The sequence below is a fragment of the Nocardia fusca NBRC 14340 genome, assembly GCF_001618425.1.
Taxonomy (GTDB): domain Bacteria; phylum Actinomycetota; class Actinomycetes; order Mycobacteriales; family Mycobacteriaceae; genus Nocardia; species Nocardia fusca.
Genome location: NZ_BDCU01000043.1, coordinates 22,802 through 34,604, shown reverse-complemented (window position 1 = coordinate 34,604; position 11,803 = coordinate 22,802). Strand labels below are relative to the sequence as shown.

General features: G+C 68.9%; 12 protein-coding genes. 11 read left to right on the top strand and 1 reads right to left on the bottom strand.

Features of this window, described 5'->3' with window-relative positions:
- The first annotated feature begins 286 nt into the window (after window positions 1-286).
- The 6 genes from NF4_RS27585 to NF4_RS27565 all read left to right on the top strand — a co-directional run bounded on the left by NF4_RS27585 (window position 287) and on the right by NF4_RS27565 (window position 5,027).
- Complete coding sequence (locus NF4_RS27585) at window positions 287-1,189, top strand: thioesterase family protein (RefSeq protein ID WP_063130314.1); 903 nt, start codon at window positions 287-289, stop codon at window positions 1,187-1,189.
- A gap of 52 nt (window positions 1,190-1,241) precedes the next feature.
- Window positions 1,242-2,060, top strand: a complete 819-nt coding sequence (proC, locus tag NF4_RS27580) for a pyrroline-5-carboxylate reductase (protein WP_063130313.1) — start codon at window positions 1,242-1,244, stop codon at window positions 2,058-2,060.
- 145 nt (window positions 2,061-2,205) lie between these two features.
- Window positions 2,206-2,454 carry a helix-turn-helix domain-containing protein gene (locus tag NF4_RS27575; RefSeq protein WP_030525584.1) on the top strand — a complete coding sequence of 83 codons (249 nt, stop codon included), beginning with the start codon at window positions 2,206-2,208 and terminating at the stop codon, window positions 2,452-2,454.
- Between the two features lie 200 nt (window positions 2,455-2,654).
- On the top strand, window positions 2,655-2,756 hold the full coding sequence (locus tag NF4_RS36990) for a 30S ribosomal protein bS22 (protein WP_003402602.1): 102 nt from the start codon (window positions 2,655-2,657) through the stop codon (window positions 2,754-2,756).
- Window positions 2,757-2,943: 187 nt separating this feature from the next.
- On the top strand, window positions 2,944-4,017 hold the full coding sequence (locus NF4_RS27570; RefSeq protein ID WP_063130312.1) for an NAD-dependent epimerase/dehydratase family protein: 1,074 nt from the start codon (window positions 2,944-2,946) through the stop codon (window positions 4,015-4,017).
- A complete protein-coding gene (locus tag NF4_RS27565) occupies window positions 4,014-5,027 on the top strand; it encodes a lysophospholipid acyltransferase family protein (protein WP_063130311.1) in 1,014 nt (337 codons plus the stop codon). The genes NF4_RS27570 and NF4_RS27565 overlap by 4 nt, the downstream gene beginning before the upstream one ends.
- 31 nt (window positions 5,028-5,058) lie before the next feature.
- Here NF4_RS27565 and NF4_RS27560 read toward each other — a convergent pair whose 3' ends face one another.
- Window positions 5,059-6,081 (bottom strand): HAD family hydrolase, encoded by a 1,023-nt coding sequence (locus NF4_RS27560; RefSeq protein ID WP_373861433.1) that lies wholly within the window; start codon window positions 6,079-6,081, stop codon window positions 5,059-5,061.
- 106 nt (window positions 6,082-6,187) lie between these two features.
- On the opposite strand from NF4_RS27560, the gene NF4_RS27555 reads away from it, so the two are divergent.
- The 5 genes from NF4_RS27555 to NF4_RS27535 all read left to right on the top strand — a co-directional run bounded on the left by NF4_RS27555 (window position 6,188) and on the right by NF4_RS27535 (window position 11,793).
- Complete coding sequence (locus NF4_RS27555; RefSeq protein WP_063130310.1) at window positions 6,188-6,451, top strand: glutaredoxin family protein; 264 nt, start codon at window positions 6,188-6,190, stop codon at window positions 6,449-6,451.
- 248 nt (window positions 6,452-6,699) lie between these two features.
- Entirely contained in the window at window positions 6,700-7,671 is a 972-nt protein-coding gene (locus NF4_RS27550) for a redox-sensing transcriptional repressor Rex (protein WP_063130309.1), read from the top strand.
- Complete coding sequence (locus NF4_RS27545; RefSeq protein WP_063130308.1) at window positions 7,668-9,095, top strand: glutamyl-tRNA reductase; 1,428 nt, start codon at window positions 7,668-7,670, stop codon at window positions 9,093-9,095. Before NF4_RS27550 ends, NF4_RS27545 begins: the two co-directional genes overlap by 4 nt.
- Window positions 9,092-10,234, top strand: coding sequence for a hydroxymethylbilane synthase (gene hemC, locus NF4_RS27540; protein WP_063130307.1), 1,143 nt, complete (start codon window positions 9,092-9,094; stop codon window positions 10,232-10,234). Before NF4_RS27545 ends, hemC begins: the two co-directional genes overlap by 4 nt.
- Window positions 10,231-11,793 (top strand): bifunctional uroporphyrinogen-III C-methyltransferase/uroporphyrinogen-III synthase, encoded by a 1,563-nt coding sequence (locus tag NF4_RS27535; protein WP_063130306.1) that lies wholly within the window; start codon window positions 10,231-10,233, stop codon window positions 11,791-11,793. The genes hemC and NF4_RS27535 overlap by 4 nt, the downstream gene beginning before the upstream one ends.
- Window positions 11,794-11,803 lie beyond the last annotated feature (10 nt).

Below are 11,803 nucleotides of genomic sequence, written 5' to 3'. Positions count from 1 at the left end.
ACCACCGAGGCCGACCATCCGGAGCAACAGAAGGTTGCATGCTGGCGTGCGCCTCGACCAACCTGGAAAGGCTCACATCACTGTCAGTGCTCAATGGTCACCGATCTATGGACGGACCTGCAGCACAGTTCACAGCGCTGTGAGTGCTCGATGATCGCCGGTCTCCGGACGGCCGACCGCACGCGCCCCTACCGATCCGCCTGTACGCGGGTGAGTCTGCTGTACGAAGATTGACCGGCAGTATGCACCCGCGGAACGGTTACCGGGCCGAGGAGAAGGAGTACCGATGACGACGGAGACGGAACTGCACGCCGAGCTGGGTTCGGCGTCCACCGACGCCCCGTTCCGCCGGGTGTGTTCCCTGACCGAGCTCGCCGCCGACGAACCGGGTGACGGGCGCTATCGCGGCGTCATCGACGATATCTGGACGATCGGCCCGAAGGTGCACGGCGGGACCATGGTCGCCGGTTCGGCGGCGGCCGCGAGTCGCTGGCTGCGCACCGTGGAGCCGGAGCGCGCGACCATGGCCCCGCTGTCGGGGAGCACCGATTTCCTCGGCGCCCCGGAGCCGGGCGAGGTGCTCTACGACGTGACGATCCGCAAGGTGGGCCGCCAGATCTGCCTGGTGGACGTGACGCTGGTGCAGCGCGGCCGGCCGCTGGTCCGTACCGCGTTCACCTTCGGTCATCTGGACGGTCCGGAGCGGCCGCCGCTGTACTCCCCGGAGCACACCGATCTGCCGGTGGAACCGACCGCGGACGCCATCGGCTATGAGCCGGGGTCGTCGATGGGCCGGATCGTGCACGTGGCCCGGGGCATGGACGCCTTCTTGGACCGGGAGTGGGCGCCGTTCATCGACAACGCCCACGGCGAACCCCGCTTGCGGATGTGGCTGCGCCCGCGACCGGCCGATCAGGCCGATCCCGAGATCGCGTCCTATATCGCGATGATGGCGGCCGATATGTGCCCGCCGGTCCCCACCAATCTCGGCTATTTCGGCTGGTCGCCGACCGTGCAGATGACCACCTATCTCCGGCGGCGCCCCGCGCCCGGCTGGTTGCGCGTCATCGCCACCACGCATGAGGTCGGCGGTGGGATATTCGATTCCGACCAGATCGTGGTCGACTCCACGGGTGCCCTGGTCGCCCAGAGTCGCCAGTTGGCCCTGCTGCCCTCTCCGAAGAGGTGATTACGGGGCCCCGGGCCCCGCTGCCGAGAGCATGCCAAGAACAATGGCGCCCATGACACGAATTGCGGTGATCGGTGGCGGCCGGATCGGGGAGGCCCTCATTGCCGGCCTGCTGGAGGCCGGACGGGCCGTCAAGGACTTGGTGGTGGTCGAAACCCACACCGACCGGGCCGAACTGCTCGCGGACCGGTTCGGGGTGCGCGTGACCGACGCGGTCGACGATGCCGCGGTGGGTGCCGATCTGCTGGTGGTCGCGGTGAAACCGGGCGATGTGGATGCCGTGCTCACCGAACTCGGTAAGGCCGACCTGGGCGGCGACCGTGATCAGATCCTGGTCTCGCTGGCGGCCGGGGTGCCGACGGCGCGGCTGGAGGCCAAACTACCCGCGGGATTCCCCGTGGTGCGGGTCATGCCGAACACCCCCATGCTGGTCGGCGAGGGGATGAGCGTGCTGGCCGGCGGCCGCTACGCCAAGGCCGAGCAGCTGGAGCTGGTCACCGAGCTGCTGAGTTCGGTGGGGCAGGTGTGCGTGGTCGCCGAATCGCAGATGGACGCGGTGACCGCGGTGTCGGGTTCCGGACCGGCGTATTTCTTCCTGGTCGTCGAGGCGATGGTCGAGGCGGGTGTCGGGCTGGGCCTGACCCGCGATGTCTCGACGCAGCTTGTCACCCAGACGATGCTCGGTTCGGCGGCCATGCTCGCGGAGTCGGGGCAGAGCGCGGTCGATCTGCGCGCGGCGGTCACCTCTCCGGCCGGGACCACCGCGGCGGCGGTGCGCGAACTCGAGCGCGCGGGTCTGCGGTCGGCGTTCCTGGAGGCGCTGCACGCGGCCAAACAGCGTTCCGCCGAACAGGGCGCGACCACGGAATGACCTCCTGACCCCCAGCGTATGAACCTGATTTCTCACTCCCGTCGCAGTAATCCCACTGGTCCCGCTAAGCTTCAAGGAGCACGTGCGTGTCTGTTCCGCTGGTGGGGAAGCCGGCGGCGCGGACGTGCCGGAGGTCAGTGGTGCGATGATGTCTTCGAACAAGATGTCCGCTAACAGCGGCGGTGGTTCGTCGCCAGGACAATCAATACTCGGTGGTGGTACGCAATTCCTCACCGTCGCCGAGGTGGCGAATTTGATGAGAGTTTCCAAGATGACGGTGTACCGGCTGGTGCACTCGGGAGAGCTACCGGCGGTTCGTGTCGGGAGATCTTTCCGGGTGCACGCCAAGGCGGTGCACGATTATCTGGAAACGTCCTATTTCGATGCCGGGTGAAGGCGGTTACCGGCCCGCGGGAGCGGGCCGGTAACATCAACGCTCGCTGTGTTGGATCGGCGGCGCGCTGCCTGCTTTCGTGGCCGCGCGGGGCCGCCGCCTCCAGGGCTGAGATTCAGCCGCGAGCAACCGGGCATACGACCGGACAGTTGACGTAAGCGAGCGCGAGACGCGCCGAGGAGAGAACGCGAGGACGCCCTATGGGTTCTGTGATCAAGAAGCGCCGCAAGCGCATGTCGAAGAAGAAGCACCGCAAGCTGCTTCGTCGTACCCGCGTGCAGCGGCGCAAACTCGGCAAGTAAGCGCAACCGCGCAACGTCCTCGGCGGAACCCGCTACCATTCGGTAGCGGGTTTCGTCGCGTTTCCATCAACTGAAATCGGGGTTAGGTCCCCGTTAAGAGGCCGGTGGTGACTGCGCCGGTCGTTAGGCTGGTAGTCGGAACTATTGAGCGGGGGCTCGATGCTCGAGGTGGAACGGTCCGGTGCAGATGGACACTGAAGCGAACGGCAGCTACAAGCCCAAGGTCGTACTGGTGACCGGCGCCAGCCGGTACTTCGGCGGCAATGTCGTGTGCCGGCTCGTTTCCGACCCCGGGATCGAGCGGGTCGTCGCGGTCGACGTACTCACCCCCGCGCCGCCGCTGCGCCGCCGGATGGGGCGCGCCGAATTCGTGCGTGCCGATATCCGGAACCCGTTGATCCGCAAAGTCATCGAGCGTTACCAGGTCGATACCGTGGTGCATACCGCGGTGCTGTCACACCCGCCTTCGGGCGGCGGCCGGGCCGCGATGAAGGATATGAACGTTCTCGGGGCGATGCAGCTGTTCGCCGTCTGCCAGAAATCGCCGACCGTGCGCCGGGTGGTGTCACGTTCCACTTCCGGGGTATACGGGGGAAGTGCCAAGGATCCAGCGCAGTTCACGGAGGAAATGAGCGCGCGCAGGCCACCCTCGGGCTGGTTCGCCCGGGACATGATCGAGATCGAGGGCTTCGCCCGCGGTCTGGCCCGGCGCCGCCCCGATATCACCGTGCTCACCCTGCGCCTGGCGCCGATGGTGGGACCGAATCTGGGCGCCCGGGCGGGGCAACTGCTGCGTTCTCCGATCACCCCGACCGTGTTCGGCCGAGACGCGCGTATGCAGTTCCTCCACGAGGAAGACGCGGTCGCCGCCTTGGTTCACGCCGTCCGGTCCGGTCCGGGCGGCACCTTCAATGTGGCCGGTGACGGCGCCCTCGCGCTTTCCCAGGCGGTCCGGCGTTCCGGTCGGGTCGCAGTGCCGGTACCCTGGTCGGTGTTCCGCACCGTCGGCCGGACGCTGATGAGTCCGGTGATGCGTGACTTCAGTTCCGAGCAGCTCGATTACTTTCTCTTCGGTTGTGGTCTGGACACGACGCGTATGCGCGGCGAACTCGGTTTCGAGCCGCGCTGGACGACGGTACAGGCGTTCGACGACTTCATCGGGGGCGCAGCGTCGCGGCCCGTGGTCGATCCAGCGTGGATCGACGCCGCAGAAAACAAACTGCTCGGCCTCATCAAGGCCGGTACGGGAGCACATACATGAATGACGTCGCCAAAGTCATCAGACTGCAGGACCTCGCTACCGTGCCGCGGCCACGGCCCGCGACACGTAACTGGACCGGTTCTGCCGACCGGTCGGTGACCTCGCTGACCGACCGTCTCACCCCGCCCACACCCACCGCGCCGCGCTCGGTCACCGATCTGATGCGCGACGCCCTCGGCAGGCAGATCGGGCGTACCGCCGAATTCGCCCGGCGCCGGCTCACCGGCGACTACCAGGTCGACGAATTCGGTTTCGACGAGCACCTACTCGAATCGGTACTGCTGCCGGCCCTGCGCCCGCTGGCCGACAAATGGTTCCGGGTGCAGACCAGCGGTATGGAGAACGTCCCCGAGGTCGGTGGTGCCCTGATCGTGGCCAACCACGCCGGCACGGTGCCCATCGACGGGCTCATGCTGCAACTCGCGGTACACGACCACCACGCCAAACAGCGTGCCCTGCGCCTGCTGGCCGCCGATCTGGTGTTCGAGATGCCCATGCTGGGCACCCTGGCCCGTAAAGCCGGCCACACCCTGGCCTGCCGCCCCGACGCCGAACGGCTGCTGAGCGCCGGCGAACTCACCGGTGTGTTCCCCGAAGGTTTCAAGGGTGTCGGCAAGAAGTACGCCGACCGGTACAAACTGCAGCGATTCGGGCGCGGCGGATTCGTCGCCGCGGCGGTCCGCGCCGGAGTACCGATCATCCCGTGCTCGATCGTGGGGTCCGAAGAGATCTATCCGAAAATCGCCGATATCAAGCCGCTGGCCCGGCTCCTCGGCCTGCCCTACTTCCCGGTGACCCCCACGTTCCCGCATCTGGGCCCGCTGGGCGCGGTCCCGCTGCCCTCGAAGTGGTACATCGAGTTCGGTACCCCGATCAGCACCACCGAGTACCAGGCCGAGGACGCCGACGACCCCATGCTCATGTTCGAGGTCACCGACCAGGTCCGCGAAACGATCCAGCAGACCCTCTACAAACTGCTGGTCAGACGCCGCAACGCCTTCATGGGGTGAGTCGGTGGGTGGCCTGGTCGGCCATCCACCTTCACTGTGCGCTCTTGCGGCGGGTGACCGCGGCGGCGACCGCCCCGCCCGCGGCGCCCAGCGCGAGGGCGGTGGGTACGCCGATCTTGGCGGCTTTTCGGCCGGTGCGGAAATCGCGGATCTCCCAGCCGCGGGCCTTGGCGACCTCGCGGAGATCGGAATCCGGGTTGATCGCCACCGCGGTGCCGGTGAGCGACAGCATGGGCACATCGTTGTGGCTGTCGGAGTAGGCGGTGCACCGTTTGAGGTTGAGGCCCTCGCGGATGGCCAGGGCCCGGACGGCGTGCGCCTTACCGAGGCCGTGCAGGATATCGCCGACCAGACGGCCGGTGAATTTTCCATCGACACTTTCGGCCACGGTGCCCAGGGCTCCGGTCAAGCCGAGGCGTTTGGCGATCACCTGCGCGAGTTCGACGGGGGTGGCGGTCACCAGCCACACCTGCTGACCGGCGTCGAGGTGCATCTGTGCCAGCGCGCGGGTGCCGGGCCAGATCTTGTCGGCGATGATCTCGTCGTAGATTTCCTCGCCGAGTGCCGCGAGTTCGGCGGTGGACCGCCCGGCGATGAATTCCAGCGCCTTCTCTTTACCGGTGGCCATATCGGTGCTGCTCTCTTTGCCGGTGATCCGGAACTTCACCTGCTTCCACGCGATATCGACCAGGTCGGCACTGCGAAAGTATTTGCGCGCGGCCAGGCCTCGGGCGAAATGCACGATCGAGGCGCCCTGCACCATGGTGTTGTCCACGTCGAAAAAAGCCGCCGCGGTGAGGTCGCGCGGGACCTCCGGCGGGGCGCCGACGGCCGCCCGCTCGGCGTCCTGCAGGGCCAGTGCGGCATCCGCGCTGGCCTCACCGGCGACATTGGCGCGGACCTCCTCTTCGCTGGGCCCGAACGGGCTGCGCGAAATACGCGCCAGCTGCTCGGACAGGCCCTGTCCGAGCGGGCCCAGATTCCATCGGACCGGAAGTTCCCCGAACCGGCCCGCGATGAACCCGGATTTCCCCACCTTCGATCGTTCCGGCACCAGTACCTCCGCCTGTTCGCGCGAATCACGTCCACAGTAACCGGACGGCTGCCCCGAGACGCACTACAGCCCGCCGCGTCCGGTCCGCGGCGGGTTGAATAGCGTCATGACGAACTCGACGACGCACGAGGTGACCCTGCTGACCCGCGCCGGCTGCGGTCTGTGCGAGCGGGCCCTGGAACAGCTGCGGGCGATCTGCGCGGAATTCGGTATCGAGGTCGGCAGCGTGGATGTGGATGCGGTCGCCGGCACCGACCCCGGACTGCGCGCCGAATACGGTGACCGGCTGCCGGTGGTGCTGCTCGACGGCCGGGAACACAGTTATTTCGATGTGGACGCGACCCGGTTGCGGGCCGATCTGAATCGTTGACAGTGTCCGAATTCCGGCCGGGGATCGTACAAGGTCGGGTCGCGACACAAAATGAGGCGAATTTCACCGACTTTGTGCATGGGTTCACAAGCAGTTACGGTGGTGGCACGCGAACCGCAGGCCGGGGCGAGTATCCGGCCGCCGGTAGCAGGTGAATCAACCCATATCCGACCCCGTCATCGGCGCATGGACCGCAACGGAGGTCGCCGAGCACCCGGGCCGCTTCGGCCCGGACGAGGAGCCAGGACGTGACAGAGCACCATGAGACGCGCGACGTCTCCGGCGATGCTCCCAACGTCACCACCCGCACACTGCAGAAGGGCATCCCCCAGGCTACGGTGGCGCGGCTGGCCACCTATCTCCGGGTGCTCGCCCTGCTGACCGATGACGGTGTGGCCATCGTATCCAGTGAGGAACTGGCTGTCGCGGCGGGTGTCAATTCCGCCAAGCTGCGTAAGGACCTGTCCTTCCTGGGCCCCAACGGGGTTCGCGGTGTGGGCTACGACGTGGCGCGGCTGCGGGCCCGGATCGAAGATGTGCTCGGGCTGTCCGGTGGGCATCGGGTGATCCTGGTCGGCGCCGGCAATCTCGGCCGCGCGCTGGTCGGCTACCGCGGGTTCCGGCGCCGCGGCTTCGCGGTGGTCGGGGTCTTCGACAACGACCCCGAGGTGATCGGCCGCGAGGTCGAGGGCCTGCGGGTACGTGACGCGGCCGGCCTCACCGACGGTATCGCGGTACTGCGCCCGACCATCGCGGTGATCGCGGTGCCCGACGACGCCGCCCAGCAGGTATGCGACGAACTGGTCGCCGCCGGGGTGCAGTCCATCCTGAGTTTCGCGCTGTGCCCGCTGACCGCACCGCCGGGCGTCGAGTTACGCCGGGTGGATCTGGCGGTGGAGATGCAGATGCTCTCGTTCGAGCGGGTCCGCAACGCCGACCCGGAGGAGCCTGCCACCGGCCCGGGCGACGGCGTGGACACCGCGGATGTGGCGGAGAACGCGCCCCGAGCGGCAAACGATCCCACCGCGGGCGGCGTTGCAACCGGTAGTGCCGTGCCGTCCGCTCACCCGCTGAACGGCTCCGGCCGGATCGCTCGCCGGATGCCCGCGCATTCGACGCCGGGCTCCGCCGGGCTGTCCCACTGTGCGGCGCAGGCCGCCCAGACGACCTCGCATACGGCAACGGAGCCAACCAGCAAGGGATCGGTGGTCACACCATGAGCGTTCTTCTCGTCGGGATCTCACATCGCAGCGCGCCCGTGGCGATGTTGGAGAAGGTGGCGATCACCGATGCCGATCGGCCCAAGTTGATCGACCGCATGCTGGCCTCCAGCCATATCTCCGAAGCCATGATCGTCTCCACCTGCAACCGGGTGGAGATCTACGCAGTGGTCGACGCGTTCCACGGCGGGCTGGCCGATGTCGGTGAGCTGCTGACCGCCCATTCCGGGCTGCCGATGCCGGAACTGACCCGCCACGCCTACGTGCGCTACAGCGAGGCCGCCGCCGAGCATCTCTTCGCCGTGGCCAGCGGCCTGGATTCGATGGTGGTCGGCGAGCAGCAGGTACTCAGCCAGATCCGCAGCGCCTACACCACCGCCGACGCCCAGCAGGCCGTCGGCCGGACACTGCACGAACTCTCCCAGCAGGCGCTGCGCGTCGGTAAGCGGGTGCACTCGGAAACCGGCATCGACCGGGCCGGCGCCTCGGTGGTGTCGGTGGCCTTGGATCGGGCGACCACGGTTCTCGGACCGCTGGCCGGTCGTACGGCGGCGGTGATCGGCGCCGGCGCCATGGGCGGTCTGTCGGTCGCGCATCTGGCCCGCGCCGGGATCGGGCGGATCCTCGTGGTCAACCGCACCATCGAACGCGCGCAGCGGCTCGCCGCGACCGCGGAGTCGCACGGCGTGGCGGCGCAGGCCTATGAACTGTCCCGGCTCGCCGACGCGCTGGCGGGGGCCGATGTGGTGGTCACCTGCACCGGCGCGGTGGGGGCGGTGGTCACTCTGGCCGATGCGCACAATGCGCTGTCGGACCCCGATCGCGGGCTGGGCCGCCCGCTGGTGTTCTGCGATCTGGGCCTACCCCGGGATGTGGACCACGCGGTGGCGGGGCTGCCCGGTGTCACGGTGATCGATATCGAGACTCTGCAGCACGACCCGGCCGCCGGTGCCGCGGCCGGCGATACCGCCGCCGCGCGCGCCATCGTCGCCGAGGAACTGGCCAAATACCTGGCCGGACAGCGTATGGCCGAGGTCACGCCGACCGTCGCCGCGCTGCGCCAGCGCGCCGCCGAGGTGGTGGAGGCCGAACTGCTGCGGTTGGATTCGCGGCTGCCGCGGCTGGCCGACCCCGAACGTGACGAGGTGGCCCGCACCGTGCGGCGGGTGGTGGACAAACTGCTGCACGCGCCGACGGTGCGGGTCAAACAACTGGCCAGCACCCCCGGCGGCGACAGCTACGCCGAAGCGCTGCGCGAACTGTTCGAACTGACACCCGGATCGGCCCAGGCGGTCGCTGCGCCCATGGAGATCAGCCGAGCCGAACACAACGGCGCCGGCTGGATGGGACTGGACGGCGAAGTAGCCCTGGCCGACGATTTCACACCCGGCGGCCACGACGAGGAACAGGAGCAGTCGACATGACCATCCTGCAGGGCTCGGACGCGGCAGCGGTCGCGGGCGCCGGGGGGCCCGGAGTGGGCCGGCGCCCGTGGCGGATCGGCACCCGCGGCAGTCTGCTCGCGCGTACCCAGGCCGGTGATGTGCGGGACGCACTGATCGCGGCCGGGCAGCCGGCGGAGCTGGTGATCGTGGAAACACCGGGCGATCTGTCCGCCGACCCGGTCCAGGAGATCGGGGTGGGCGTGTTCACCAGCGCGCTGCGCGCCGAACTCGCCGCCGGGAACATCGATATCGCGGTGCACTCGTACAAGGACCTACCCACCGCCGCCGACGACCGTTTCGCGCTCGCCGCGGTCCCGCCGCGCCAGGACCCGCGCGACGCGCTCGTCGCCCGCGACGGCCTGGTGCTGGGTGAGCTACCGCCGGGCGCGACGGTCGGCACCTCCGCGCCGCGCCGGGTGGCGCAGCTGCTGGCACTGGGCTTGGGCCTGGAGATCCGGCCGCTGCGCGGCAACCTCGACACCCGGCTGCGTCAGGTCGCCGAAGGCGAACTGGACGCCGTCGTGGTCGCCCGCGCCGGGTTGGCCCGGATCGGCCGGCTGGACGCCGTCACCGAAGCGCTGGAACCCGTGCAGATGCTGCCGGCCCCCGCACAGGGTGCGCTGGCCGTCGAATGCCGCACCGCCGATACAGATTTGATCGAGCTGCTCGCCGTCCTCGATGACGCCGCCACCAGAACGGCCGTCACCGCGGAACGAGCACTGCTCGCCGAACTCGAGGCGGGCTGCACCGCGCCCGTCGGAGCGATCGCCGAAATCGTCGAATCTCTGGACGACGACGGGCGCATCGTCGAGGAACTCTCGCTGCGCGGCTGTGCCGCCGCGTTCGACGGTTCCGATGTGATACGGGCCTCGGCGGTGGGTGCACCGGCCGAGGCCGCCGAACTCGGCCGCGCACTGGCCCGCGAACTGCTGGAGTTGGGTGCGCAGGAGCTACTCGCCGCCGAACCCGGCACCGCGGAACCGGATCTCGCGAGAGCCGGAGACAACACCACCCCGGTGGGAACGAGCACCGCCGCAGCGGAACCGAGCGCCGCTGCCGCGGGAACGAGCACCGCCACGGACTTCACCGAACCCAGTCCAATGGAGAACAACCGATGAGTCGAGCCAGCAAGAAGCATCCGGGGCGGATCCTGTTCGTCGGGTCGGGCCCGGGGGACCCGGCATTGCTGACCACCCGATCGCGCGAAGTGCTGTGCCGGGCCACCCTCGCGTTCACCGATCCCGATGTGGACGCCGGGGTGCTCGCCCTGATCGGCACCGAGGTCGAACCGGAACCCGACGGGGAGCGCTCGGTCGATGTCCGGCCCGCCCTCGGTGAGCCCGCCGAGGTCGCCAAAACGCTGATCGCCGAGGCCAAAGCCGGCCACGACGTGGTGCGGGTGGTCTCCGGTGATCCGCTCACCACCGACGCGGTGATCGCCGAGGTCACCACGGTCACCCGCTCGCATATCGTCTTCGAGGTGCTGCCCGGGCTGCCGTCGGGCTCGGCGGTGCCCAGCTACGCCGGTATCGCGCTGGGCTCCGGTCACACCGAGGCCGATGTGCGTGGCGAAGTGGACTGGCCCGCCCTGGCCGCCGCGCCCGGACCGCTGGTGTTGCACGCCACCTCCGGCCATCTGGCCGAAACCGCGAGCGCCCTGGTGGAACACGGCATGGCCCCGCAGACCCCGGTCGCGGTCACCGTCCGCGGCACCACCCGCCAGCAGCGCACCATCGAAGCCACCCTGGCCACCCTGAACAGCGCCGCCTCCGAACTGGTCGGCCCGCTGGTGGTCACCATCGGCAAGGCGGTCGCGCAGCGGTCGAAGATGTCGTGGTGGGAGTCGCGCGCGCTGTACGGCTGGACCGTGCTCGTGCCGCGGACCAAGGATCAGGCCGGCGAGATGAGCGAACGGCTGGTCACCCACGGCGCCATCCCCAAGGAAGTGCCGACCATCGCGGTGGAACCGCCGCGCAGCCCCGCCCAGATGGAACGCGCGGTCAAGGGTCTGGTGGACGGTCGCTACCAGTGGGTGATCTTCACCTCAACCAACGCCGTCCGCGCGGTCTGGGAGAAGTTCGCCGAATTCGGTCTCGACGCCCGTGCGTTCTCGGGCGTGAAGATCGCCTGTGTCGGCGAGGCCACCGCCGAGAAGGTGCGTTCCTTCGGGATCAACCCGGAACTGCTGCCCAGCGGGGAACAGTCCTCGCTCGGCCTGCTCGCCGACTTCCCGCCCTACGACGACGTATTCGATCCGGTGAACCGGGTCCTGTTGCCGCGTGCGGATATCGCCACCGAGACCCTGGCCGAAGGACTGCGCGAACGCGGCTGGGAGATCGACGATGTCACCGCCTACCGCACCGTTCGGGCCTCGCCGCCGCCCGCGGAAACCCGCGAGATGATCAAGACCGGCGGCTTCGACGCCGTGCTGTTCACCTCGAGCTCCACGGTCCGCAATCTGGTCGGTATCGCCGGTAAACCGCACGCTCGCACAATCGTGGCCTGCATCGGCCCGAAAACCGCCGAGACCGCGGTGGAGTTCGGCCTGCGCGTCGATGTGCAGCCGGAGGTCGCACAGGTGGGCCCGCTGGTGGAAGCGCTCGCCGAACACGCGGCCCGTCTCCGGGCCGAGGGACTTCTGCCGCCCCCGCGTAAGAAGAGCCGCCGCAGCCGGTGATGCCGGGGCC